The sequence below is a fragment of the Pantoea sp. 9140 genome (assembly GCF_000745295.1).
Classification (GTDB): Bacteria; Pseudomonadota; Gammaproteobacteria; order Enterobacterales; family Enterobacteriaceae; genus Pantoea; species Pantoea vagans.
Genome location: NZ_JQNO01000001.1, coordinates 1,107,288 through 1,132,434 on the forward strand (window position 1 = coordinate 1,107,288; position 25,147 = coordinate 1,132,434).

The 25,147-nt window shown below is 54.8% G+C and carries 20 protein-coding genes; 11 read left to right on the forward strand and 9 right to left on the reverse strand.

Going from position 1 to position 25,147, the window contains the following annotated elements; genetic code table 11:
- Positions 1-98: 98 nt before the first annotated feature.
- Positions 99-1,304, reverse strand: a complete 1,206-nt coding sequence (gene pncB, locus FA92_RS05170) for a nicotinate phosphoribosyltransferase (RefSeq protein ID WP_033782533.1) — start codon at positions 1,302-1,304, stop codon at positions 99-101.
- Positions 1,305-1,547: 243 nt separating this feature from the next.
- Here pncB and pepN point away from each other — a divergent pair, with 243 nt between their 5' ends.
- Positions 1,548-4,163, forward strand: coding sequence for an aminopeptidase N (gene pepN / locus FA92_RS05175; RefSeq protein ID WP_013357335.1), 2,616 nt, complete (start codon positions 1,548-1,550; stop codon positions 4,161-4,163).
- Positions 4,164-4,198: 35 nt separating this feature from the next.
- On the opposite strand, the gene ssuB is transcribed toward pepN, so the two are convergent.
- Genes ssuB through ssuE form a run of 5 tightly spaced genes read right to left on the reverse strand, consistent with a single transcriptional unit; the run spans position 4,199 to position 8,460 of the window.
- Positions 4,199-4,987: an aliphatic sulfonates ABC transporter ATP-binding protein gene (gene ssuB, locus FA92_RS05180; protein WP_013357336.1), complete on the reverse strand. Its 789-nt coding sequence runs from the start codon at positions 4,985-4,987 to the stop codon at positions 4,199-4,201.
- Positions 4,984-5,775, reverse strand: a complete 792-nt coding sequence (gene ssuC, locus FA92_RS05185; protein ID WP_013357337.1) for an aliphatic sulfonate ABC transporter permease SsuC — start codon at positions 5,773-5,775, stop codon at positions 4,984-4,986. Before ssuC ends, ssuB begins: the two co-directional genes overlap by 4 nt.
- Before the next feature lie 10 nt (positions 5,776-5,785).
- Positions 5,786-6,934 (reverse strand): FMNH2-dependent alkanesulfonate monooxygenase, encoded by a 1,149-nt coding sequence (gene ssuD, locus FA92_RS05190; protein WP_013357338.1) that lies wholly within the window; start codon positions 6,932-6,934, stop codon positions 5,786-5,788.
- A 9-nt stretch (positions 6,935-6,943) separates the two neighbouring features.
- Positions 6,944-7,897, reverse strand: a complete 954-nt coding sequence (locus FA92_RS05195; RefSeq protein ID WP_033782534.1) for a sulfonate ABC transporter substrate-binding protein — start codon at positions 7,895-7,897, stop codon at positions 6,944-6,946.
- Positions 7,898-7,908: 11 nt separating this feature from the next.
- Entirely contained in the window at positions 7,909-8,460 is a 552-nt protein-coding gene (gene ssuE, locus FA92_RS05200) for an NADPH-dependent FMN reductase (protein WP_013357340.1), read from the reverse strand.
- Positions 8,461-9,210: 750 nt separating this feature from the next.
- On the opposite strand from ssuE, the gene FA92_RS05205 reads away from it, so the two are divergent.
- From FA92_RS05205 to FA92_RS05220, 4 genes are all read left to right on the forward strand, one after another.
- Positions 9,211-10,191 (forward strand): glycosyltransferase family 2 protein, encoded by a 981-nt coding sequence (locus FA92_RS05205; protein WP_033782535.1) that lies wholly within the window; start codon positions 9,211-9,213, stop codon positions 10,189-10,191.
- A 101-nt stretch (positions 10,192-10,292) separates the two neighbouring features.
- Entirely contained in the window at positions 10,293-11,594 is a 1,302-nt protein-coding gene (locus FA92_RS05210; protein ID WP_013357342.1) for a flippase, read from the forward strand.
- 134 nt (positions 11,595-11,728) lie between these two features.
- Positions 11,729-12,739, forward strand: coding sequence for a quinone-dependent dihydroorotate dehydrogenase (pyrD, locus tag FA92_RS05215; protein ID WP_013357344.1), 1,011 nt, complete (start codon positions 11,729-11,731; stop codon positions 12,737-12,739).
- A 153-nt stretch (positions 12,740-12,892) separates the two neighbouring features.
- Positions 12,893-13,432: a cell division protein ZapC gene (locus FA92_RS05220; RefSeq protein WP_013357345.1), complete on the forward strand. Its 540-nt coding sequence runs from the start codon at positions 12,893-12,895 to the stop codon at positions 13,430-13,432.
- Here FA92_RS05220 and FA92_RS05225 read toward each other — a convergent pair whose 3' ends face one another.
- Positions 13,433-14,542 carry an MOSC N-terminal beta barrel domain-containing protein gene (locus tag FA92_RS05225; RefSeq protein ID WP_033782536.1) on the reverse strand — a complete coding sequence of 370 codons (1,110 nt, stop codon included), beginning with the start codon at positions 14,540-14,542 and terminating at the stop codon, positions 13,433-13,435. It lies immediately after the preceding gene.
- A gap of 110 nt (positions 14,543-14,652) precedes the next feature.
- Between FA92_RS05225 and rlmKL the strand changes: the two genes are divergently transcribed.
- From rlmKL to rmf, 6 genes are all read left to right on the forward strand, one after another.
- On the forward strand, positions 14,653-16,767 hold the full coding sequence (gene rlmKL, locus FA92_RS05230; protein WP_033782537.1) for a bifunctional 23S rRNA (guanine(2069)-N(7))-methyltransferase RlmK/23S rRNA (guanine(2445)-N(2))-methyltransferase RlmL: 2,115 nt from the start codon (positions 14,653-14,655) through the stop codon (positions 16,765-16,767).
- A gap of 6 nt (positions 16,768-16,773) precedes the next feature.
- A complete protein-coding gene (locus FA92_RS05235) occupies positions 16,774-18,690 on the forward strand; it encodes an ABC transporter ATP-binding protein (RefSeq protein WP_033782538.1) in 1,917 nt (638 codons plus the stop codon).
- A 14-nt stretch (positions 18,691-18,704) separates the two neighbouring features.
- The gene (pqiA, locus tag FA92_RS05240; protein WP_033782539.1) at positions 18,705-19,973 is read left to right on the forward strand and encodes a membrane integrity-associated transporter subunit PqiA; all 1,269 of its coding nucleotides are present in this window, start codon (positions 18,705-18,707) and stop codon (positions 19,971-19,973) included.
- Positions 19,960-21,603, forward strand: coding sequence for an intermembrane transport protein PqiB (gene pqiB, locus FA92_RS05245; RefSeq protein WP_033782540.1), 1,644 nt, complete (start codon positions 19,960-19,962; stop codon positions 21,601-21,603). The genes pqiA and pqiB overlap by 14 nt, the downstream gene beginning before the upstream one ends.
- Entirely contained in the window at positions 21,600-22,169 is a 570-nt protein-coding gene (pqiC, locus tag FA92_RS05250; RefSeq protein ID WP_013357351.1) for a membrane integrity-associated transporter subunit PqiC, read from the forward strand. The genes pqiB and pqiC overlap by 4 nt, the downstream gene beginning before the upstream one ends.
- A 279-nt stretch (positions 22,170-22,448) precedes the next feature.
- Positions 22,449-22,616, forward strand: coding sequence for a ribosome modulation factor (rmf, locus tag FA92_RS22485; protein ID WP_008925875.1), 168 nt, complete (start codon positions 22,449-22,451; stop codon positions 22,614-22,616).
- A gap of 68 nt (positions 22,617-22,684) precedes the next feature.
- Here rmf and fabA read toward each other — a convergent pair whose 3' ends face one another.
- Both fabA and FA92_RS05260 read right to left on the reverse strand, forming a co-directional pair.
- A complete protein-coding gene (fabA, locus tag FA92_RS05255) occupies positions 22,685-23,203 on the reverse strand; it encodes a bifunctional 3-hydroxydecanoyl-ACP dehydratase/trans-2-decenoyl-ACP isomerase (RefSeq protein ID WP_008925876.1) in 519 nt (172 codons plus the stop codon).
- Between the two features lie 68 nt (positions 23,204-23,271).
- A complete protein-coding gene (locus FA92_RS05260) occupies positions 23,272-25,140 on the reverse strand; it encodes a Lon protease family protein (RefSeq protein ID WP_051926456.1) in 1,869 nt (622 codons plus the stop codon).
- Between the last annotated feature and the right edge of the window lie 7 nt (positions 25,141-25,147).

A 25,147-nucleotide genomic window follows, 5' to 3' on the forward strand; every position in this document is an offset into this window, starting at 1 on the left:
TGTTACTTGTGAGTCTTCAGGAAACAAGCAAAATTCAGGGGGAAAGCGGATTTATTACAGCAGAGGCGGGGCGCATCAACGCCCCGATAAGAAGAGGTTTAACTCGCTTTTTTCACCAGCGGCAGATCAAAGGCTTTACGCAGGGCTCTGACAAAGGCTTTATCCTGGCAGATGGTTTTGCCCGGGCTGTCTGAAAGTTTCGCTACCGGCTTGCCGTTGCACTGCACCAGCTTGATAACGATGTTCAGAGGCGTTACGCCTGGAATATCACAGGTAAGACGCGTACCGATGCCGAACACCACATTCGTGCGCTGGCCAAAGTGGCGATAAAGCGCCAGTGCTTTGTCGAGATTTAAGTTGTCAGAAAAGACCAGGTGTTTACTTTGCGGATCGATACCCAGTTTCTGATAATGAGCCAGCGCTTTCTCGCCCCATTCAACCGGATCGCCGGAGTCATGGCGCAGCCCCTGGTAGCGGCGGGCAAACACCGGACCGAAATCGCGCAGGAACGCATCCATGGCGATGCAGTCGGTCAGCGCGATACCCAACTGATCGTCATACTCGTCCAGCCACGCCTGCAGCGCAGCACGCTGACTGTTGGCAAGAACCGGGCTGATCTGCTGGAAGGCCTGGAACCACTCATGCGCCTGCGTGCCGACCGGCGTCAGTGACAGACGGCGTGCCAGATCATAGTTACTGGTACCAATCAGCCACGGGAAATCCTGTTTCAGCGTGGAGACAATCGACTGCTGCACATCCTGCGAATAGCGACGACGGGTGCCGAAATCCATCAGGCGGAAGCGCGACATATCCAGGTCAGCCACCTGCGTCTTAAAGTCGCCCAGTTTCTGATGCAGGTGGTCAATCGCCTGCTGGGTGGTGACCTGCGGCGTGCGATGACGATGCACAATCTCACTGATCAGCGCCAGGAGCGGCACCTCCCACAGGATCACCTCCCGCCACGGTCCCTGGATACGAAGTTCCAGTTTGCCATGATGATTGCGCACCTCAACCTGCTCCGGGTTATAGCGGAACTGGCGCAACCAGCTGAGGTAATCCTGCTGGAAAAAGGGAAGGTGGGATAACCAGGTCGCTTCATCATCAGTCAGCGCCAGGTGTTGCATGGCAGTAATCGCTTCACGAATTTCGTCAGCGTAGAGACCCAGCAGTTCGTCGCCGCGGCAGCGAAACTCCGCCGCCACCGTTACGTCATGATAGCGGTGGAAAACGGCCTGCTGCATATGGAGCTTATAGGCGTCCGTATCCAGCAGGGAGGTCAGTATCGGGGAAGCATGTCCTGTCATGGCGCGTTTCAGCATCCTGTTCGGTGGCGCAGTGCCCGGTGTTGTACACAGTCATAAAGACGCAAAAGTATAATTCACTATCTGAAGCCAATCACAGCATATTTCAGTCGGGCGGGTCGAGGCCAATCTGTGCCATTGTTAACAAAGTGTAGCCATTTCACCCTTCAGGTGCATTGTGCGTGGCAAGCTTGTAGTAACAAGCTTAGACTTTGCCGGTAAACTTATAACAACGCGAGACGCAATATGACGCAACAGCCCCAAATCAAGTATCGCCACGACTACCGTGCGCCCGATTACACCATCACCGATATCGATTTAACTTTTGAACTGGATGCGTCGACGACCCGTGTAACGGCCATCAGCCAGGTTAAACGCGTGGGCGACAGCCAGGCTGAGCTGCGACTCGACGGCGAAGCGTTAACGCTGATTGCGCTGGAAGTCGACGGGCAACCCTGGACGGCCTTCCGTGAAGAAGAGGGCGCACTGGTCATCAGCCAGCTGCCGGACAGCTTCACCCTGAAAATCATCAATGTGATTCATCCGGATCAGAACACCGCGCTGGAAGGGCTGTACAAATCGGGCGAGGCGCTCTGCACCCAATGTGAGGCTGAAGGCTTCCGTCATATTACCTGGTATCTTGATCGCCCGGATGTACTGGCGCGCTTTACCACCACCATTTATGCCGACGGTGAACGTTACCCGTATCTGCTCTCCAACGGAAACCGCATTGACAGCGGCCGGGATGAGCAGGGCCGCAGCTGGGTGAAGTGGGAAGATCCTTTCCCGAAACCCTGCTACCTGTTTGCGCTGGTGGCGGGCGATTTCGACGTGCTGCGCGACAGCTTCACCACCCGTTCAGGACGTGATGTGGCGCTGGAGATCTTCGTTGACCGCGGCAATCTCGATCGCGCCGACTGGGCGATGACCTCGCTGAAAAACAGCATGAAGTGGGATGAAGAGCGTTTCGGCCTGGAGTATGACCTCGACATCTTTATGATCGTAGCCGTGGATTTCTTCAACATGGGGGCGATGGAGAACAAAGGTCTTAACGTCTTTAACGCCAAATATGTGCTGGCGAAAGCGGAAACGGCGACCGACAAAGATTACCTCGGCATTGAGGCGGTTATCGGTCACGAATATTTCCACAACTGGACCGGTAACCGCGTGACCTGCCGCGACTGGTTCCAGCTCAGCCTGAAAGAGGGACTGACGGTGTTCCGCGATCAGGAGTTCAGCTCCGATCTGGGTTCACGTGCGGTGAACCGCATCGATAACGTCCGTATCGTGCGCGGCGCGCAGTTCGCCGAAGATGCCAGCCCGATGGCGCACCCGATCCGTCCGGATCAGGTTATCGAGATGAACAATTTTTACACCCTGACGGTGTATGAAAAAGGGTCAGAAGTCATCCGCATGATGCACACCCTGCTGGGTGAAGAGAACTTCCAGAAGGGCATGAAGCTCTATTTTGACCGTCACGACGGCAGCGCCGCCACCTGTGATGACTTTGTTCAGGCGATGGAAGATGCCTCAAATGTCGATTTGTCGCAGTTCCGCCGCTGGTACAGCCAGTCCGGTACGCCGGTACTGACGGTGCGCGACGATTACAATCCGGAACTTGAGCAGTACACGCTGCATGTCACGCAGCACACCCCAGCGACTGCCGACCAGAAAGAGAAGCTGCCGCTGCATATCCCGCTGGATATTGAGCTGTATGACGGTGAAGGCAAGGTGATCCCGCTGCAGAATAACGGCCATCCGGTGCATCATGTGCTGAATGTCACCGAAGAGTTCCAGACCTTTATTTTCGATAATGTCTACTTCCAGCCGGTGCCGTCGCTGCTGCGTGAATTCTCCGCCCCGGTGAAGCTCGATTATAAATGGAGTGATGCTCAGCTCACCTTCCTGATGCGTCATGCACGCAACGACTTCTCCCGCTGGGATGCGGCTCAGAGCCTGCTGGCGACTTATATTCGCCTGAACGTTGCCCGCTATCAGCAGGGTCAGCATCTGTCGCTGCCGCTGCATGTTGCCGATGCTTTCCGCGCAGTGCTGCTTGATACTGACTGTGACCCGGCCCTGACCGCGCTGATCCTGACGCTGCCGTCAGAAAATGAGATTGCCGAGCTGTTTGACACTATCGATCCGCAGGCGATTGCGCTGGTGCGTGACGCCCTGCAACGCACACTGGCACGCGAACTGGCCGATGAGTTCTTTGCGATCTACAACGCCAATCAGCAGCCTGAATACCGTGTGGAGCATGACGCGATTGGTCAGCGCAGCCTGAAAAATGTCTGCCTGACCTATCTTGCATTCAGTGATGCACAGCTGGCGGACAAACTGGTGCAGACGCAGTATCACCAGGCAACCAACATGACGGATGCGCTGGCGGCGCTTTCCGCTGCTGTGGCGGCTCAGTTACCGTGCCGCGACGCGCTACTGGCGGCTTACGATGAGCGCTGGCATCAGGATGGTCTGGTGATGGACAAATGGTTTGTGCTGCAGGCAACCAGTCCGGCTGCCAACGTGATGCGCAACGTGCGTCAGCTGCTGAATCATCGCTCCTTCACTATGAGCAATCCAAACCGCGTTCGCTCGCTGGTGGGGGCCTTTGCCTCGGCTAACCCGGCCGCGTTCCATGCTAAAGATGGCAGCGGCTACAAGTTCCTGGTGGAGATGCTCATTGATCTGAACACGCGCAATCCGCAGGTTGCGGCACGAATGGTGGAGCCTCTGATTCGTCTGAAACGATATGACGAAGGCCGTCAGGCGATGATGCGTCAGGCGCTGGAGCAGCTGCTGGAGCTGGATAAACTCTCTGGCGACCTCTACGAAAAAATTACCCGGGCACTGAACGCCTGATACTAAAAAAGGGAGCGTCTGAGACGCTCCCTTTTTCAGCGCTGCTGCGCGTAACGTACCGGCTGCGGTCGTTCCGTACGCTGCATTACCCGATCCAGCACCTCCGCTTCCAGCTCGGCCAGCCGCGCCGATCCCCGACGCCGTGGTCGTGGCAGATCCACCAGCAGATCCAGACCGATCTCACCCTCTTCGATCAACAACACGCGATCCGCCATCACGACCGCTTCACTGACATCATGCGTGACCAGCAGAACGGTAAAGTGATGCTGCTGCCACAGGGACTCAATCAATCCCTGCATTTCAATGCGGGTCAGGGCATCCAGCGCCCCCAGTGGTTCATCCAGCAGCAGTAAGCCGGGCCGATGAATCAGCGCTCTGGCCAGCGCCACACGCTGTTTCTGCCCGCCAGAAAGTGCAGCTGGCCACTCATTGGCGCGATCGGCCAGTCCCACCGCCGTCAGGGCATCCATCGCCGCACTGCGCCATTCACGACCGCGCAGGCCCAGCCCGACGTTATCAATGACTTTTTTCCACGGCAGCAGTCGCGCATCCTGAAACATCAGGCGGGTATCGTCGCGCGCCGACTGCAGCGGCGCATTGCCTGCCAGCAGTTCACCGCTGGAGCTTTGTTCCAGTCCGGCCAGCAGGCGCAACAGAGTGCTTTTGCCGCAGCCGCTGCGACCCACTACCGCCACAAACTGACCCGAAGGAATATGCAGGTCGATCTTATTGAGAATGGTACGACTGCCATACTGTTTGCTGACGCCGTTAACGCCAACCGGCGTGCCGGTGTTAAGGCGGGCTGGTGAGAGAGTCTGGCTCATGCGTTCTCCTCCTTCAGTTGGTAAGCGGGGTGCCAGCGCAGCCAGACGCGTTCCAGTAACAACGCGGCGACATCCGCCAGTTTGCCGAGCAGGGCATAAAGAATGATGGCGACCACCACCACATCGGTCTGCAGGAATTCACGCGCGTTCATTGCCAGATAGCCGATGCCCGCGTTGGCGGAGATGGTTTCAGCAACAATCAGCGTCAGCCACATCAGACCGAGCGCAAAACGCACGCCGACCATAATATTTGGCAGTGCGCCGGGCAGGATCACCTGGATAAACAGGCTCCAGCCGGAGAGGCCATAGCTGCGCGCCATCTCAACCAGCCCGCGATCGATATTGCGGATGCCGTGATAGGTATTCAGATAGATCGGGAACAGCGTGCCCAGCGCCACCAGAAAGATTTTGGCGGACTCGTCGATTCCGAACCAGAGGATCACCAGCGGGATCAGCGCCAGATGTGGCACATTGCGCAGCATCTGCACCGACGTATCCAGCAGGCGTTCACCGGTTTTTGAGGTGCCGGTGATCAGCCCAAGTATCAGGCCGATAGAACCGCCAATGCTGAAGCCGATCAGCGCCCGCCAGCTGCTTATCGCCAGATGCTGCCAGAGTTCACCACTGGCAGTCAGCTGCCAGAAGGTGGTCACAATTTTCTCCGGCGCGGGCAGAATACGGTTCGATAACCAGCCGGTTTGCGAAGCAATCTGCCACACCACAACAAGCAGCGTCGGCAATAGCCACGGCACCAGCGTATCAGCAAGGCGTTTTCGGGTTCTGGCCATCATGCTCTCCTCAGCCCCGGGCGACTTTTTTCTCAGGGGTAAAATCGTTGGCTACCGCTTCACCGTGCGCCTGAACCACGCGCGGCTGAGGCACCAGTGGCACCTGCAGATCAAGATGCGGGAACAGCAGTTCGCCAACACGATAAGCCTCTTCCAGATGCGGATAACCCGACAGAATAAAGGTCTCGATGCCCAGCGCTTCATACTCTTTGATGCGTGCGGCAACGGTCGGGCCATCGCCGACCAGCGCGGTTCCGGCTCCACTGCGTACCAGACCCACACCTGCCCACAGATTCGGGCTGATTTCGAGTTTGTCGCGGCGACCACCGTGCAGCGCGGCCATCCGGCGCTGACCCACAGAATCGGCCCGCTGGAACGCGGCCTGTGCTTTCGCGATAGTGGCGTCATCCACATTGGCAATCAGCCGGTCAGCTGCCTGCCAGGCTTCTTCATTGGTTTCGCGCACAATCACATGCAGACGGATACCAAACCGCACCGTACGTCCCTGCGCGGCCGCTTTCGCGCGTACCTGTTCAATCTTTTCCCGAACCTGAGCAGGCGGTTCGCCCCAGGTGAGGTAAACATCGACCTGTTCGGCCGCCAGTTCCTGAGCCGGTTCAGAAGAGCCACCAAACCAGAGCGGGGGTCGAGGCTGCTGCACCGGCTTAAACATCAGGCGTGCGCCGCGAACCTTCACATGCTTGCCTTCGTAATCGACGGTTTCGCCTTCCAGTACCCGACGCCAGACGCGGGTGAACTCGGCAGATTCAGCGTAACGCTCACGGTGATCCAGAAAAACGCCATCGCCCGCCAGCTCTTCCGGATCGCCGCCGGTCACCAGATTGAACAGCGCGCGGCCGTTTGAGAGGCGATCCAGGGTAGCAGCCTGACGCGCCGCCTGAGTCGGTGAAATCACGCCAGGACGCAGCGCCACAAGGAAGCGCAGGCGCTGCGTCACCGGGATCAGCGAGGCGGCAACCAGCCAGGCATCTTCGCATGAGCGGCCGGTCGGGATCAGAACCCCGCCAAAGCCGAGACGGTCAGCGGCCTGCGCCACCTGTTGTAAATAGGCGTGATCAACCGGGCGCGCGCCTTCGGCGGTACCAAGATAGTGGCCGTCGCCATGCGTCGGCAGGAACCAGAAAATGGATACGCTCATTATTGCTCCTTACTGCGTTACGGTATGCGGTTGCCAGATGCGATCCTGGATCGTCACTTTGACTGGCAACAGATGATTGGCATAAAACAGGTCAGCGGTACGCTGCTGTGCGGCTGCGGTTTCAGCACTGACCGGCGAAATCCGGGTGGGTGGACGATGGCTGAGATAGCTGGCAATAACCGGTTCACGCAGGCCCATCGCCTGCGCCAGAAGTGTGGTGCTCTGCTGAGGCTGGCTGATAGTCAGCGCGTCGGCACTGCTGAAGGTGTCGAGCACCTGCTGGATAAACGCGCCGTGGGCTTCGGCATAGCTGCGCGTCGCCAGATAGAAGGACCCGGTCAGGTTCAGTGAGCTGCCATCAATCAGCAGGCGCGAATTACCCTGCAGCAGTACCGAAGAGTAGTAGGGATCCCAGATTGCCCAGGCATCCACGTCACCCTGCTGGAAGGCGGCACGCGCATCGGCTGGCGTCAGATAGACGGGTGTAATGTCTTTAAATGTAAGGCCCGCCTGCTGTAAGGCGCGCAGCAGTAAATTGTGTGAGCTGGAACCTTTCTGGAAAGCGACTTTTTTGCCTTTCAGATCGGCAACCTGTTTCAGGGCACTGTTTTTCGGCACCAGAATCACTTCTGATTTCGGTTTTGGCGGCTCCGAACCGACATAGAGCAGATCGGCGCCTGCGGCCTGGGCAAACAGCGGCGGAAGATCACCGGTACTGCCGAGGTCAATGCTGTTGATGTTCAGCGCTTCCAGCATTTGCGGGCCAGCCGGGAACTCGATCCACTTAATGTGAGTATGGGGAAAACGCTTCTCCAGCAACTGATGTGACTTCGCCAGCACCATGCTGACTGAACCTTTCTGATAGCCGATGCGAATCTCAGCCGGATCCGATTCAGCGGCCTGTACCTGAAGGCCAGCCAGTAACAGTCCTGCCACCAGCCACTTTCCTAATCTCTGCTTCATCGATCGCTTCCTTATACTGCCTGCGCAACGGGATGGTGATGACGGGTCAGCGCCAGCCAGAATGCGGAGACGGCTTCATCAAGACGCTCTGCCAGTGAATCTTCCAGTACAGGCTGACGATCGTAATGCGTGACCTGGCTGTCTTCGGCGTAGACCCCATGCAGAATTTCCTGTGCTTTTAAGGCGTTGAGAACCGGCTTCAGCGCATAGTCCAGCGCCAGCATATGCCCGACACTGCCGCCGCTGGCGAGTGGCAACACAACTTTGTGCTCCAGTGCGCGCTCAGGCAGCAGGTCGAGCAGAGTCTTCAGCGCACCCGAAAAGGACGCTTTATAAATCGGTGTCGCCACAATCAGGCCATCAGCCGAGGCCAGATCGTCACGCAGGGCCAGCAGCGCGGGCGCATCAAAGCGCGCATTAATCAGATCGTCAGGCTGAAAGTTGTGAATATTCCAGGGAATGACTTCAATGCCACGTGCCTCCAGCTTGTGCTGACACAGCGTCAGTAATGAGGTTGAGCGGGAGGGAAATCGTGGGCTACCTGCCAGCGTAATAACTCGCATCATCACTCCTTATAACTAAAAGTTATTGATTATCAAAAGTTGAGAACTTATGCCTTCATACTGTCAGAGCAGGGGAGTGGGCTTAAATGATTTATCCGGCAAAGCAAGGGTAAAAACTGCAAATAGACGTACTGGTGGCAGATAATGAAAACACCGCTTCCGATAATTCTTAAAATAAAGGCGAGCAGCGAAACCATTCATTAAGAGCAGTGATGCAAGAGAGTTAAAACAGGACGCGTGGCGGAAAAAATTATCTTTCTTCTGATTGCTTAACCATTCTGCTTGTGACTGAAACCGTGTTGAAGCGCAGCGGCGGCCTTAAACCGGAAGGTAAATCAGCCTGACATCAGCCTGTTTCAGTGGTGTTCCGGCATGGTATTAGGATTAATTGCAGATCGTAAACTGTAATAAAAATGAAGGAATGCTGAAGTTATTCACGGTTTCAGATGTTCGCTTACATATTCCTGATTCTGGTTACGCCTGCCTGGTGGGGGTAATTTAAATCGTTCCTCAACGGTTTTAACATTACAGCGGGCTATAGATGCAATTTTTTTAACAGTGATAATCAGGTGAAACGTTAAGATAATTTTTACAACTGGTCTTTTTTTGCATAACCGGTTTAAGATAATCAGGCTAAATTAAAGCCATCATAATAGTAGCGTATTACTCTTTTCGACGTTTCACCTCTGGTCAGTGCCTGCATCTGGCAGGTGAATCGTATTGTCATTTTCTAACAGCAGAGAATTGCCTATGTCTGACACCTTATTATCAGTCATTATTCCAACCTACAATGTAGAGAAATATATTGTGGAGTGCGTCGATTCGTTATTACGTCAGGTTAAATCGCCCAATGAAATAATCATTGTGAATGATGGCTCCACCGATGGAACATTAGCCTTACTTGAACAGAATTATTCTCATCTTTCCCAGGTGAAAATAATTACCACTGAAAATGGTGGGGCGGGTCATGCACGGGATGTCGGTATTGATCAGGCGCAGGGCCAGTTTCTTTTTTTCTGCGATCCGGACGACGTCGTGGCGGATGGGCTGGTGGTTGAACTGGGCATGGTAGCGGAAAAGCATCCTGAAACGGACCTGTTCTGTTTTAAATCGTGCGTCTATCGCGACGGCCAGATTGATATCACCTCGCCAAAAGTCAGACACGAACTCTTTGGTCAGCAAAAACCGCAGGAGGTCTTATTGGGCCTGCTGCGTAACGGCAGCTATACCTCGGCGGCCTGGAGCTATGTCATCAGCAAACGCGTTATTGAACAGCATAAATTACGTTTTGTTAAACGCGTTCATGAAGACCACAATTTCACGCTCTCCTGCTTTATGAAAAGTCAGCAGGCCTGGGTGAGTCATCAGGTTTATTATAAACAGCGTATTCGCAACGGCTCCCTGACGAACAGTACCAAAAGTAATGAGTTTTTCTATCAGCGTTATGATGCCTTTATGCACGCCTACAATACGCTAACCAGTTCGCTGATTAAGTCAGCGTGGCGCGATACGCTTGAAAAAGCGTATTTAGTTCACTCGTTTCGTTTGATGATCTATTTATCACTCTATAACCGTACGCCTGTGCCGGAATATGTGCTTAACGCGATTCGCTTTATGGGTCGCAATGTGAAAACAGAAAACTTTAAAGAGTGGCTATTGTTCAATCGCCCTGAACTGTTTATTGCACTTCAGCATTACAAGGTCAAAAAAGAGCTGAAAAACGCCGCCTGATTCTGAAAAGCAGCCTGATTCTGAAAAATGTGAAGCGATATTGTTTATACCTTAGCGAAATGAGAAGGTGAGACATGCAATGTGTATAAGGTTGTTGCGTCATGGCAAAAGTACTCGATAAAAGTCTGGTTATTAATATTTTCTCGCTGCTGGCCTACCGCGGCGCATCGTTCCTGTTTCCACTGGCCACGCTGCCCTATCTTGCCCGCGTTCTGGGTGTAGAGCAGATGGGTACGCTGGCGCTGGCCATCGCCTGCGTGCTCTATTGCAGCACCATCTCTGACTGGGGATTCAACGTCTTTACCACCAAAGACATTGCTCACCATCGTGATGACAAGGAACGCGTCAGCCAGCTCTTCTGGTCAACTTTTAACGCCAAGCTGATGCTACTGGTGGTGACCAGTGGCACGTTACTGACGGCGACCTGGTTTAATCCTGCCTGGCATCCGCTGTTCTTTATCATCTTGGCGAACTGCACCACGCTGATAGGCTCGCTGTTTTCATTCGGCTGGCTGATGCAGGGCTTTGAGAAGCTGGGTAAAACGGCGATGATCGCCACCTTCGGTAACTTCTGTGCGATTCCGCTGACCTTTTTGCTGGTGAAATCCCCGCAGGATACCTGGCTGGCGGCGCTGATCCCTGGCACTGTCTCCATCATCAGCGCAGCGATTACGCTGAAGTTTGTGCTGGAGATGAAAGTCATTGGTCGTTACCGCTTTGAACCGCGCGAGATCAAACAGCGCATCACCGACAGCATGGATGTGTTTATTGCTATCGCGGGTGCCAATCTGTTTAACAGCGTCAACGTGGTAATCCTGGCCTCCTTTACCTCTACCTATATGGTCGGGATCTACAACGGGGCGGATCGTCTGCGTAAAGCGGCTAATTCAGTACCCGAGCAGATCGGCAGTGCTTTCTTCCCGCGCGTCAGCCACCTGTTTGGTCGGGATAAACGTGCCGCCATTGCGGCGACGCGCAAAAGCCTGCTGCTGTCGTTTTCCCTGAGTCTGTCGATTGTCATCTTTACCTGGTTCTTTGCTGACCTGGTGGTCTCTATTTTACTGGGTAAAGACTTTATTCCGTCGGCGGATGTGCTGCGCGTCTTCGTGCTCTGTTTCCTGTTCGGTAACATTGCCTATCCGGCTGGATTACAGATTCTGATCCCGCACGGTCTGGCCCGCCAGCGTATGTGGGTGATGATGGCTGCTGGCGTGATAAACGTGCCGCTATGCTGTTTCCTGGCCTGGAAGTTTGGCGCAATCGGTGCCGCATGGTCGATGGTGGGAGCTGAAGCGTTTGTCTGTCTCGGTATCTTTGGCATCATGCAGCGTCACGGCATCCTGCGGGAGTATCTGTTTCCTTCCGAGGTGAAAAACCAGCCCGTAAACGATTCCGCCGTTTAAGATCAAAGCATTTTCATATAGTTTTCTGCATCCCCGCCGTTCGATTTACTTTTGCGCCAGAGCACTTTACCATTCTGGCGCACATTTTCCCGTGCACCGACTTTCACGATTGCTTCCGTCCTTCAGGAGAGTGCATGTTTTATCCTATCGTCCGACCGGCGCTGTTTAAACTCGACCCCGAACGCGCGCACGAACTCACCTTTCAGCAACTGCGTTTTATGAACGGCACGCCGCTGGAGCTGTTTTATCGCCAGAATCTGCCGTCGCGTCCGGTCACCTGCATGGGACTGACCTTTAAGAATGCCCTGGGCCTGGCTGCGGGTCTGGATAAGAACGCAGAGTGCATTGATGCGTTTGCGGCGATGGGCTTTGGTTTTGTTGAAGTCGGCACCGTCACGCCGCGCGCCCAGGCAGGTAATGACAAGCCGCGGATGTTTCGTCTGGTGGAAGCGGGCGGCATTATCAACCGGATGGGATTTAATAATCTCGGTGTTGACCACCTGGTTGAGAATGTAAAAAAAGCGCGTTTTAACGGCGTGCTCGGGATCAATATCGGTAAAAATAAAGATACGCCGGTTGAGCAGGGCAAAGAAGATTATCTGATTTGCATGGAAAAGGTCTATGCCCATGCCGGTTATATCGCCATCAATATTTCCTCACCCAACACGCCAGGTTTGCGTTCACTGCAATATGGTGAAGCGCTGGATGATTTGCTCTCCTCTATCAAACAGAAACAAAAAGAGCTGGAAAAGCGTCATCTGAAATATGTTCCGCTGGCCGTAAAAATTGCGCCCGATCTCTCTGAAGAGGAGTTAATTCAGGTTGCGGACAGTTTGATTCGTCATCAGATTGATGGCGTCATTGCCAGTAATACTACGCTCGATCGTTCGCTGGTAAGCGGTCTTAAGCATGCTGAAGAAGCGGGTGGATTGAGTGGACGGCCAGTGCAGTCGCGTAGTACGGCGGTGATTCAGCGCCTCTCTCAGGAGCTGCAGGGGCGTCTTCCCATTATCGGCGTTGGCGGCATCGATTCTCTGACCGCTGCGCGTGAAAAAATCGCCGCAGGTGCAACGCTGGTTCAGATTTATTCAGGCTTTATTTATCAGGGGCCAGGATTAATTAAAGATATCGTCACGCATCTCTAAGACAATTCTCACAATCATTGGCCGGGGGGTTTATTTATCCCCTCGGCTCGTTTATATTTTGTCCTGTTGCACGTTTTTTCAGCTTTTCCTTATGTTTCTTTTTTCGCTGAATTCTGCGCGATTTTTGGCGTAGCGGTAAATACAGGGCACACGATGAAAATTAAACCCGATGATAACTGGCGCTGGTATTTTGATAGCAGCCACGACCGAATGATGCTCGACCTGGCTGACGGGATGCTTTTCCGTTCCCGCTTTTCCCGCAAAATGCTCACGCCGGACGCGTTCACTGAATCGGGTTTCTGTGTCGATGATGCCGCTCTGTATTACACCTTTGAAGAGACCTGTCGTCAGTGCAAACTCAGTGGCAGCCATCGTGCTGAGCTGGTGCTGAATGCGCTGGTCGCCGCGCGCTTCCTCAAACCCCTGATGCCGAAAAGCTGGCATTTCACCTCGCATGCCCCGGCAATGCAGCCCCGTCCCGGTGAAATGGTACAGGTTACGCTGGCCGAAGAGGGGACGCTGGCACGTCTGCTGGTGGTTGAGAGTGGTAATAATGCGGCGCTTTGCCTGCTGGCGCAGCCAGGTTTAACCCTGGCCGGTAAAAATATGGTGCTCGGCGATGCCATTAAGGTGATGAACGACCGCCTGCAGCCCTGGTACCAGGATGTCGCGCACTACGCCCGCGCGGTCTGATTACTTCACTTCTATATCACCTGCCGGAATACAGCTGCAGCTTAAGAGGGTGCCGTCCTGACGCAGGGCACTCTGTTTAAGCGCTTTTACTTCACCGGCTACCAGACTCAGCTTGCAGCTACCACACAGACCTGCCCGACAGGAGTAAGGAATGCGAAAGCCCTGCATCTCCAGCTGATCCAGTAATACCTGCTGATTATCCCCGGTAAAGGTCTGACCCTGAAACGTGATGGTCACCGCATCCGGCGTCTGCTGCTGTGGTTTCAGCGTTTCGACCACTTCGCCGGCACCGTAGCTGCGCGGCGCATGACGTTTCAGGACGATCATTTCATCACCCGCACGCACCACGCCACTGTTACGCGCCACCAGGTTCAGACCGAAATCGATATCTCCACTGCCATCCTGAGCAGTGCGGAACGTCTGAAGCGTCGCCAGCGGATGACCGGTGGGATGCTTAAGTCCGGTCTCGGTGCTGACCGTGGTTAGCACACAGCGGCTGCATGGCTTTGGAGCCTCAAAGATGACGTCGCCAATCTGAATCTCTGCCCAGCTATCCTCATCCCAGGCGCCCGCGCCGCTGACGATCAGGTTCGGGCGAAACTGTTCGGCACGGACGCTGGCCGGGCAGCGCTGTTGCAGATCGTGCAGCGACGCGTTGTTGATCAGCAAAAACGGAAATCCATCGGCAAAGCTCAGCGGAATATGATCAAACTTTTTGACCCGGCGAGTCGGTTGCGGCCCGACCCAGCGCAGCTGAACGTCGCGCGGGAAGAACTGGCTCAGCCACTGATTAATCGGCTGGGGGGCAATGCGCGCAGTAAAGTGGTTGCCCCAGACTTCGGTGGGATGATCCTGCTCACTAAAATCGCTGAAGCGGATCAGGGACTGGCTGCCATCCGGTGCGGCCAGCAGCAGGCCATCCGGCAGGATCGCGGGCGTAAAGCGCACCATCTCCGGGTGCTGACGTGCAGTAATAAAGGTGCCATCGGGTTCGGTCACCATAAACAGCCGATCAAATGCCAGTCCGCTGTCAGTGACCAGCGCATGTGACAACGCTAATCCCCGCATTGACTTCACAGGATGAATAAATAAGCGGGAAAGCGTGATCATGGTGTTCTCCTTGAACCCGACGCGCGACACAAAAGAAGCTAACTTTATGACATAGGTCTCCGATTCGCTATAATGCGCGACAATTTTCTCAAGAGTTAAAAAGTGACGATATGAATTCTCTGTTTGCCAGCACGGCGCGTGGGCTCGAAGAGCTGTTAAAAAGTGAGCTGGACGCGCTGGGCGCGCAGGATTTGCAAGTGGTGCAGGGAGGCGTTCACTACGAAGCCGACGATCGCGCCATGTACCAAAGCCTGATGTGGAGTCGTTTAGCATCACGCATCCTGTTGCCGCTGGGAGAGTTTGGCGTCTACAGCGATCTCGATCTCTATCTGGGTGTACAGAGCGTGGACTGGCCTTCGATGTTCGGCAGCGACAAAACGTTCGTCGTGCATTTCAGCGGCACCAACGATTCGATTCGTAACAGCCAGTTCGGCGCGCTGAAAGTCAAAGATGCCATCGTGGACAGCTTTACCCGTCAGAATCTTGAACGGCCGAATGTTGATCGTGAGCAGGCGGATATCCGTGTTAACGTCTGGCTGAATGACGATCGCGCCAGCATTGCGCTGGATCTCAGCGGCACCTCACTGCATCAGCGCGGCTATCGCCAGCAGACCGGTCAGGCTCCGTTAAAAGAGACCCTGGCGGCGGCAATTGTGCTGCGTTCTGGCTGGGAGCCGACCACGCCGCTGATCGACCCGATGTGTGGTTCAGGTACGCTGCTGATTGAAGCGGCGCTGATTGCCTGCGATCGCGCACCGGGCCTGCTGCGTAAGCACTGGGGCTTTACTGCCTGGAACAAGTTTGATGCTGCGCTGTGGCAGGACGTGAAAACCGAGGCGCAGAACCGTGCCCGCGCGGGTACGGCGGCGACTCAGGCGCGCTTTTTTGGTTATGACAACAATGGCCGGGTGCTGGAGTGGGCGCAGGCGAATGCCCGTCGTGCTGGCGTCTTTGAACTCTTTACGTTTGCGCAACAGGACCTGCTGCAACTGACCAATCCGCTCGATCCGGCGGTTCACGGCACAGTGCTGAGTAATCCGCCATACGGTGAACGTCTGGAGAGCGAACCGGCGCTGATTGCGCTGCACAGCCAGCTCGGACGTCTGATGAAGCAGCATTTTGGTGGCTGGAACCTGTCGCTTTTCAGCGCCTCGCCTGAACTGCTGAGCTGCCTGCAACTGCGTGCCGATCGCCAGTTCAAAGCGAAGAACGGTCCGCTGGATTGCGTGCAGAAAAACTATCAGCTGGCGGTTAACAGCCATGAAAGCGCCGGACAGATTGCGGAAGATTACGCAAACCGTCTGCGTAAAAATGTGAAGAAACTGGAGAAGTGGGCGCGTCAGGAAGGCATTGAATGCTACCGCATTTATGACGCCGATCTGCCAGACTACAACGTTGCTGTCGATCGCTATGGTGACTGGGTCATTATTCAGGAATACGCGCCACCGAAAACCATCGATCCGAATAAAGCGCGTCAGCGCCTGTTCGATGTTATCAGCGCGACACTGAGCGTACTGCAGCTGCCTGCTGACCGTCTGATTATGAAAACGCGTGAGCGCCAGAAAGGCAAAGCGCAGTATCAGAAGCTCAGCGAGAAGGGCGACTATTTCGAAGTTAAAGAGTTTAATGCGCGTTTCTGGGTGAACCTGACCGACTATCTCGACACCGGCCTGTTCCTCGATCACCGCATTGCCCGTAAAATGCTCGGTCAGATGAGTCAGGGCAAAGATTTCCTGAACCTGTTTGCCTATACCGGCACCGCCAGTGTGCATGCCGGTCTGGGGGGGGCGCGTTCAACCACCACGGTAGATATGTCGCGTACCTATCTGGAGTGGGCGGAGCGCAACCTGCGTCTTAACGGACTGACCGGGCGTCAGCACCGCCTGATGCAGGCGGACTGCCTGAGCTGGCTGAATGAGAGTGATGAGAATTTTGACCTGATCTTTATCGATCCGCCAACCTTCTCCAACTCAAAACGTATGGAAGAGAGCTTCGACGTTCAGCGCGATCATATGATGCTGATGCGTAACCTGAAACGCCTTCTGCGTCGCGGCGGCACCATCATGTTCTCCAATAACAAACGTGGTTTCAAAATGGACATGGATGGTCTGAAAGCACTGGGCCTGCAGGCGCAGGATATTACCCAGAAAACGCAGTCGCAGGACTTCGCGCGTAACCGTCAGATTCACAACTGCTGGCTGATCACTCATGCCGGTAAGGAATAAGATTACATGTCATTAATCAGTATCCACGGCGCTTATCTCTCCTTCAGCGATGCGCCGCTGTTAGACAATACCGAGCTGCACATCGAAGAGAACGAACGCGTCTGTCTGGTGGGCCGTAACGGAGCGGGTAAATCCACGCTGATGAAAATCATCAATGGCGAACAGCCACTGGATGATGGCCGCATCATTTATGAAACTGACCTGGTGGTGGCGCGTCTGCAACAGGATCCCCCGCGCAATATTACCGGTTCGGTCTACGACTTCGTGGCTGAGGGCGTTGAAGAGCAGGCTGAGCATCTGAAAGCCTATCACGCCATTTCCCATGTGGTGATGGAAGATCCCAGCGATAAAAACCTCAATGAGATGGCGCGACTGCAAAGCATTCTTGACCATCAGAACCTGTGGCAGCTGGAGAGCCGCATCCATGACGTGCTGGAGCAGATTGGTCTGCAGCCCGATACCGAGCTGTCGTCGCTCTCTGGCGGCTGGCTGCGTAAGGCGGCGCTGGGCCGTGCGCTGGTGAGCAACCCGCGTGTGCTGATGCTGGATGAGCCAACTAACCACCTCGATATCGAAACGATCGACTGGCTGGAAACCTTCCTGAAGAACTTCAGCGGCAGCATCGTCTTTATCTCGCATGACCGTTCGTTTATCCGCAACATGGCGACGCGTATTGTCGATCTTGACCGTGGCAAGCTGGTCTCCTGGCCGGGCAACTACGATCTCTATCTGGAAGGCAAAGAAGAAGCACTGCGCGTTGAAGAGATGCAGAACGCGGAATTCGACCGCAAGCTGGCGCAGGAAGAGGTGTGGATCCGTCAGGGCATCAAAGCCCGCCGTACCCGTAACGAAGGTCGTGTGCGCGCGCTGAAAGCGCTGCGTCGCGAACACTCAGAACGTCGTGAAGTCATGGGCAAAGCCAACATGCAGGTGGGCGAAGCGTCCCGTTCCGGCAAGATTGTGTTCGAGCTGGAAAATGTTGACTACGCGGTGGGCGGCAAAACGCTGGTGAAGGATTTCTCTACCCAGGTTCAGCGTGGCGATAAAATTGCGCTGATCGGGCCGAACGGTTGCGGTAAAACGACCTTACTGCGCCTGATGCTGCAGCAGCTGAAAGCCGATCACGGCCGCGTACATTCCGGCACCAAGCTGGAAGTCGCTTACTTTGACCAGCATCGCGCTGAACTGGATCCGGATCGCACCGTGATGGACAACCTGGCTGAAGGCAAGCAGGAGGTGCTGGTCAACGGCAAACCGCGCCACGTGCTGGGCTATCTGCAGGACTTCCTGTTCCATCCAAAACGTGCGATGACGCCGGTGCGTGCGCTTTCCGGTGGGGAACGTAACCGTCTGCTGCTGGCGCGTCTGTTCCTGCGTCCCAGCAACCTGATGATTCTGGATGAACCAACCAACGACCTCGACGTCGAAACGCTGGAACTGCTGGAAGAGCTGATTGATGGTTATCAGGGCACTGTGTTACTGGTGAGCCACGATCGTCAGTTCGTCGACAATACGGTCACCGAGTGCTGGATTTTTGAAGGCAACGGCGAAATCGGTACCTTTGTGGGCGGTTATCACGATGCGCAGCAGCAGCGCGCCGCCTACCGGCAGCACAGGTCTGCTTCACCGGCTAAAGCGACAGCGAATAGTACGAAGCCAGCCGCCGAAAAGAGTGAAGCGAAGCGTAACGTGAATAAGCTCAGCTACAATCTGGCGCGAGAGCTGGAACAGCTGCCGCAAAAACTGGAGCAGCTGGAAGCGCGCATCGGTGAGTTACAGGCGAAGATGAGTCACCCGGACTTCTTCAGTCAGGCACACGATCAGACGCAACCGGTGCTGGATAATCTGGTGCAGGCTGAGCAGGAGCTGGAAACCGCTTTTGCGCGCTGGGAAGAGCTTGAGTCACTGAAAAACGGCGCGTAGGGCAGGGCTAACGGATGTGTTCAGCAGTGAAAAATAACGCGTGGATGCTCTGTCCACAATGCGATTTAATGATTAAGCTGCCGGACATTCCCGTTGGCAGCCGTGCGTCATGCCCGCGCTGCCATACCTCTCTGACGGCTAACTGGCACGAGCCGCGTAAACGGCCGACGGGCTATGCGATGGCGGCGCTGTTTATGCTGCTGCTGGCGAATCTGTTTCCTTTTGTCTCCATGAAAGTGGCGGGTCTGACCAGCCAGATTACGCTGTCGCAGATCCCCCAGGTCATGGTGACGGAAGATTACAGCAGCCTGGCGACACTGTTTCTGCTATTTGTGCAGGCGGTTCCGGCCTTCTGTATGGTCACCATTATTCTGCTGGTCAATCCGGTCCCTCTGCCCGTCCGCCTCAAAACTGGTCTGGCGCGTATCCTGTTTCAGCTGCGTAACTGGGGCATGGCAGAAATTTTTATGGCGGGCGTTTTGGTCAGCTTCGTCAAGCTGATGGCCTATGGTGATATCGGACTGGAAACCAGCTTCTGGCCGTGGGTGCTGTTCTGCCTGTTGCAGCTGCGCGCCTTTCAGTGCGTTGACCGCCGGGGCTTGTGGGACAGTCTTTCCCCGCGACCCGCCATCCCTCATCCACCCGAAGTGGGCATCAGTGGTTTAGAGCAGGGCCTGCGCTCCTGTCCCTGCTGTACGGCCATTCTGCCGGAAGCTGAGCACACCTGTTCGCGCTGCGGCGTCACCGCTCAGGCGCGACGTAAGCACAGCCTGCAATGGACGCTGGCGCTGCTGTTCACCTCAATACTGCTTTATATCCCGGCTAACCTGTTGCCGATCATGGTGACGGAAACCCTTGGCACGGCTTATCCCTCTAATATCATGGCGGGAGTTATTGTGCTGTGGGGCGATGGTTCCTATCCGGTGGCGCTGGTGATCTTTATCGCCAGTATCATGGTGCCGACGCTGAAGATGCTGGCAATCGGCTGGCTCTGCTGGGATGCCAGCGGACGCGGGCGGCGTGACAGTCATAAGATGCATAAAATTTATGAAGTGGTCGAATTTGTTGGCCGCTGGTCAATGATCGACGTGTTTGTGATTGCCGTGCTCTCTGCGCTGGTGCGTATGGGGCAATTAATGAATGTTTATCCCGCGTGGGGGGCAGTATTGTTTGCGATGGTGGTGATTATTACCATGATCGCTGCCATGACCTTTGACCCGCGATTAACCTGGGATCGTGTACGCGAAAACAATATGAAGGAGTCGCGCCTTGACGGAAACTAACCACGGCCATGCAAAGGTGGAACAGATTAAGCGCTGGTCGCCGGTCTGGATTGTCCCCATCGTTACGCTGTTAATTGGCGGATGGATCCTCTTTTATCACTTCAGCCATCAGGGGCCGGAAGTCACTTTAATTACCGAAAATGCCGAAGGCATTGTTGCCGGTAAAACTACGATTAAAAGTCGCAGCGTCGACGTTGGCGTAGTAGAGAGCGCGGTCTTAAGCGACGATCTTCACCATGTGGAAATCAAAGCGCGTCTGAATGCGGGCATGGAAAAACTGCTGCACAGTGACAGCGTTTTCTGGGTAGTGAAACCGCAGGTGGGACGTGAAGGGATCAGCGGACTTGGCACGCTGCTGTCAGGTGCGTATATCGAACTGCAGCCTGGCACCAAAAAGCAGCCACCCGAGCAATTTAAGCTGCTGGATGCGCCGCCGTTAGCGCCACCGGATGCCAAAGGTATTCGTATCGTACTGGACAGCAAAAAGGCAGGCCAGCTTAATCCGGGTGATCCGGTGCTGTTCCGTGGCTACCGTGTCGGTACGGTTGAGACCAGCGTATTTGATACTGACAAACGTATGATGACCTATCAGCTATTTGTCGCCGCACCCTACGATCGCCTGATTACCACCAACGTACGTTTCTGGAAGGACAGCGGCATCGCCGTGGATATGTCCGCCTCAGGGATGCGGGTTGAAATGGGATCGCTTACCACGCTATTCAGCGGCGGTGTCAGTTTTGACGTGCCGGATGGCTGGGAGCTGGGCGAGCCCGCGCAGAACAAGTCTGACTACCATCTGTTTGACGATCAGCGCAGCATTCAGGACTCGCTCTACACCAAACATATCGACTACGTGATGTTCTTCTCTGACTCGATTCGCGGTCTGCAGGCAGGTGCGCCGGTTGAGTTCCGTGGCATTCGTCTGGGTACCGTCTCGGAAGCGCCACTGATGAAAGCGGGCCTGGATCAGGCGCTGAATAATGATTACCGCGTGCCGGTGCTAATCCGCATTGAGCCGGATCGCTTTATCAGCCGACTGGGTGAGAACTTCGATCTGGAGCAGCATCTGCAGGATGGTAAAAAACGTGGTCTGCGCGCCACGCTGAAAACCGGCAACCTGTTGTCGGGCGCGCTCTATGTCGATCTCGACTTCTATGACAATGCGCCAGCCTACAAAGGTCCGCAGAAAGTTTCTGGCTATGAAGTGATCCCAACGGTCAGCGGTGGCCTGAGCCAGATTCAGCAGAAGCTGATGGCGGCGCTGGATAAGATTAACAGTCTGCCACTGAACGGTATGGTCAATGAAGCGACGGGTACGCTGAAAGAGAGCCAGAAAACGATGCGTGATCTGCAGCGCACCATCGACAACATCAACAAAGTCACCGCCAGCCCGGCTATGAAAACGCTGCCGGAAGATCTGCAGCAGACCTTGCGCGAGCTGAACCGCAGCATGAAGGGCCTGCAGCCAGGTTCGCCTGCCTACAGCAAGCTGGTCGGCGATATGCAGCGGCTGGATCAGGTGTTGCGTGAACTCCAGCCGGTGCTGAGAACGCTAAACACCAAGAGCAATGCGCTGGTATTTGAGGCGAAACCGGGACAGGATCCCCAGCCGAAGAGGGCGAAACAGTGAAAAAAGGATTAATACTTTGTGCCGCGCTGGTGTTGAGTGCGTGCAGCAGCAGCGTTGACAATACCTGGTATCAGCTGCCCTCCGGGGCGGCGTCCATGCAGGTCACCAGCAGTCAGCTGAATGAAGCGCAGCCGATGTTATGGGTGCAGCAGGTGACGGTGCCGGACTATCTGGCAGGTAATGGACTGGTTTACCAGACCAGCGATGTCAAATATGTTATCGCCGCGAATAATCTCTGGGCCAGCCCGCTTGATCAGCAGTTACAGCAAACGCTGATTACTAATCTGAGCAAGGCGCTGCCTGGCCGATTAGTGGCGGGATCACCCTTAGGCGCACAGCACGACACGCTGAATGTAACCATTACAGGCTTCCAGGGACGCTACGATGGCAAAGCGATTGTCAGTGGCGAATGGACGCTGGAACATCAGGGTCGTCTGACCAAACAGGCGTTTAACCTCGTGCTGCCGCAGACTGAAGATGGCTACGATGCAATGGTCAGAACGCTGGCGGCGGGCTGGCAGCAGACCGCACAGAAGATTGCTAATAGTGTGGTTGCGTTAAATTAAGATTGATGTGAATAAATAAGCTAAGCCCCTGAACGATTGTCGTGCTTTATCGACATTGTTCAGGGGCTTTTTTATTAGCTTATTCAGAAAGATAGTGCTGGCGTATGCATCACAAAACGTCCTTAATTTTACCGATTAAGGTCACATTTATGACACTGGCATGAAGATTGGGCATTGATCTTTGGGTGCGCAGGAGGTAGAACATAAGGGTGGTTGAACATTAATTCACCACTTTTCTTTCCACCAGATTCCACAGACCTTACATGAGGGACACGGAGTATGAAGAGACAGAAACGAGACCGCCTCGAACGCGCCCATTCACGTGGTTATCAGGCAGGCATTACTGGACGCTCAAAAGAGATGTGTCCGTATCAGTTGATTGACGCTAAGTCTCACTGGTTGGGAGGTTGGCGACAAGCCATGGAGGACAGGTCGGTAGCTGCATAACCGGATGTCACTGAAAAGGGAATATAACCTCCGCCATGCGCGGAGGTTTTTGTTTCCGGGGGAAACGCTTAGAAAGCGGCGGTATCTTTAAACAGGCCGACTTTCAGATCGCTGGCGGTATAGATCAGATTACCATCAACCAGCACTTCACCATCTGCCACGCCCATCACCAGTTTGCGATTAATGACGCGTTTGAAATGAATGCGGTAAGTGACTTTCTTCGCTTCTGGCAGGACCTGTCCGGTGAATTTCACTTCACCCACGCCCAGCGCACGACCTTTACCTTCGCCGCCCAGCCAGCCCAGATAGAAACCGACCAGCTGCCACATGGCATCCAGGCCCAGACAACCCGGCATCACCGGATCGCCAATAAAGTGACAGCCGAAGAACCAGAGATCAGGATTGATATCCAGCTCCGCTTCAACAAAGCCTTTATCATATTTGCCGCCGTCTTCGGTCATTTTGACCACGCGGTCCATCATCAGCATGTTGCCAGATGGAAGCGGCGGACCATTTTCGCCAAACAGTTCACCACGACCTGACAGAATCAGATCTTCTTTGGTATAGGATTCGCGTTTATCTACCATGTTTTCAATAAGCCTTGTTTTAGTGAATCACGAATATTAGCGAACAGTTGTACGCTGAGCAAATCGGATTAACGGTGGTTGAACCAGTTAAGCCAGCGGAGCGCCCAGGGACGTTGCGGCACGTCCGGCTGGTTAAACAGGCTAATGCGTTCCTGGATGGTATTCAGCAGGCAGTCGCCCTGACCATCTTCAGTACTCCAGATTTTACCAGTCAGGAGCGGCAGCGCTTCATCAGCACGGTCGATCGCCCAGATATGGAAGCGACCCTGTTCAACCGCTGTCACAACGGCCTGGTTAAGACTGAGATGACGCACGTTGCAGGAAGGAATAATCACACCCTGCTGACCCGTCAACTCACGCTGATGACAGATATCAAAGAAGCCTTCGATCTTCTCATTCAGTCCGCCAACCGGTTGTACGTTGCCAAATTGATCGACTGAGCCAGTCACGGCGATTTGCTGATTGATCGGCTGATTCGCCAGTGCGCTGATTAAGGCACAGAGTTCAGCCAGCGAAGCGCTATCACCGTCGACCTCGGAATAAGATTGCTCAAAGACCATCGAGGCTGAGAAGGGCAGTTGCTGATCGAGCTCCAGCTCGGCGATCAGAAATGCCTGCATGATCATCATGCCTTTAGCATGAATGTTGCCGCCCAGCTCCGCTTTGCGCTCAATATCCATGAACTCGCCATCGCCGGGATGAACCACGCAGGTAATACGAGAAGGATCGCCCCAGGCACGGGGATGACCAGGATATTCCACCACCGACAGGCCGTTAATCTGACCGACCACCTCGCCTTCGGTTTCAATCAGAATCTGTCGCAGCAGGATCTCATCACGCATCCGTTCATTGAGATAATTCTCGCGCCACAAGCGCGCTTCAAGCGCATCACGCAGCGCTTCGGCATCAAGTGCATCGCCCATCAGGGCCGACTCGCGCATCTGACGCTGCAGCCAGCGCGGGCAGAGTGGCAGCGTATCCTGATCGCCGCTGTAACGGACACCTTCTTTGACCAGCTCTGGCCAGAAGTCCGCTTCCGGCAAGGGCAAGCCCGCCTGTTGCGCCAGTTCAGTACCCCAGCGACACCAGGCCAGCATGTCATCTTCATCCAGAACCTGAATGTTCTCTTCAAATTCAGTATAGATGGCCATTTCATGCGCTTCAGGGTCGAGTTCCTGAAAATCCGCCAGCGCTTCCCGGTCGCCACACAGGACCAGGTTAAGATTGAGTGGCAACGGAGGAATCGAGACAGGCAGCGGCCGGCGTTCATCCTGAGATGTCCACTCAACATAGCCTTGCTCAATACACTTTTTCAGGCGCAGCCAGAGAATCGGCTGCGTCAGCAGGCTACGCAGTGACAGTACCAGCGTGCCGCCATTGGCGCGATGGATAAGCCCTGGCTCGAGCTGGATGCGATCTTTATACTGGCGCACGCAGCCAAATAACTGCTCCATCTCAATCCACTCAGCAAAGTGAATACCACCCTGACTGGTGAATGGGCGTTGCGGATCGGAAGGGGGCTGAAGCGTGACGTTGTCAGCCATGATATGGTAATCACCGCCGGACAGAGTGGTACTGTCAGCCATGACCCGCTGCGCGGCCTGAACGATAAAGGTCAGATAATCGCGATTCTCCTGGCTTCTAACCAGCAGTAACGGGAATCCCTGTGTCTGGTGATGTAAATGCGCCAGCGCATTCAGCAACCGGGGCTGTACCGTTGCCAGAGCATCAATTTCTTCATCAGCAATTCGGGAGAAAACGGATTGGTATTGCGCGCTATCCGGCTGTAAGGTCTGCCACGTAAGTTGAGTGCTGGTCAAAATAATCGCATTTGTCTGTTTTAAGAAAAGCGAGATTATACAGGATTCACCCTTGTTAAGCACTGCAGACTTCCTGCCGAAGATGTGATGATGGCAGCATGTTTTTCGTTGCTGCATCCAGGAA